Here is a 1088-nt window from a genome sequence, read left to right on the forward strand (position 1 = left end):
TGTAATTTTTTATTTTTAATTAATTATTACTAAAAGTTACAATATATCAAAACATTAAATAAAATAATAATAGTATTAATTAAAATCAAATTATAATAATTCAAATCATTAATGAAAGTAGATTTTCAATGAAAAAAGCAGTTTTAGCTATTTTAGCTTTTATTACGAATGTAAGTGCGTATTCTTGGTATAGTTATACAAATGGTTATAGCTTTCTTACTTGGTCAGGTGCTTGGGGTTCAGCTTTTAATTCTTCAGCAAGAGATAGAGTAATGCCACAAAAAGAAGGCTGGAAACCACCTAGATTACCAAAATATTAAAATATAAATTAATATACTTTTACTAAATTACTTTAGTAAAAGTATTAAGGAAAACTTATGAAAATAGATATCTCGCAAGTAAAAAATATAGCAATGTCTTGGGCTGATAATGTTAAAACTAAAGAATTAAATACTAAAGATATTAGCAATTTAAAAGATAATATAAATAAAAATAATTTTGAGATTAAGACAAGTAAAGAGCAAAATTACAATGTATTTTTTAAATTTGATGAAAGCAATATCGGAGTAAAACTTAGTGACAAGAATATTAATAGATTAAAAGAATTTTTTAATGAAGATAATTTCATTGATACTAGCAAAGGCATTATTTTAGATAAAGATGCAGCAAGTTTTGTCGCTGGGTGGTTTAGTGATGTAGCGTATAAGAGTAATTTTTTAGCAGCCGATAGAAATAACGATGGAGAAGTAGATAAAAAAGAAATTGATTATACTATCTATGCATTTGCTTTATATATAGAGCCAACTAAAGATGGTTCAGGACAAGCTACTAAAGTTGCAAGTTATATTCCAAGTATTTTTGCTATCAATAAAGATAATGTAAGCAGTATTAGCAAAGCACTTGATAAAACTATTAGTATGGATAAAAATCTTGATGGTTATATAACAATTGCTGAAAAATATGATTTTAAAGATATTGTTTATGAATACGGAGTATTTTTAGATAGTCAACCTTTTACAAGTATTCCACTCCACAAACAAGCTAATGTTGATATGGCAGAAGAAGAAATTAAAAGAGTAAAAGAACAA

At 25.4% G+C, this 1088-nt stretch carries 2 protein-coding genes; both read left to right on the top strand.

Going from position 1 to position 1088, the window contains the following annotated elements:
* Positions 1–128: 128 nt before the first annotated feature.
* Positions 129–320 (top strand): hypothetical protein, encoded by a 192-nt coding sequence (locus AVBRAN12642_RS09680; protein ID WP_214120487.1) that lies wholly within the window; start codon positions 129–131, stop codon positions 318–320.
* A gap of 57 nt (positions 321–377) precedes the next feature.
* A partial coding sequence (locus tag AVBRAN12642_RS09685) for a hypothetical protein (RefSeq protein WP_336608308.1) occupies positions 378–1088 on the top strand: 711 nt, incomplete at its 3' end.

Origin of the sequence: Campylobacter sp. RM12642 (assembly GCF_020137635.1) — a bacterium.
GTDB lineage: Bacteria > Campylobacterota > Campylobacteria > Campylobacterales > Campylobacteraceae > Campylobacter_E.

Excerpts from the sequence above, each read along its gene's own strand:
- AVBRAN12642_RS09680 (WP_214120487.1), top strand. The coding sequence starts at position 129 with ATGAAAAAAGCAGTTTTAGCTATTTTAGCTTTTATTACGAATGTAAGT.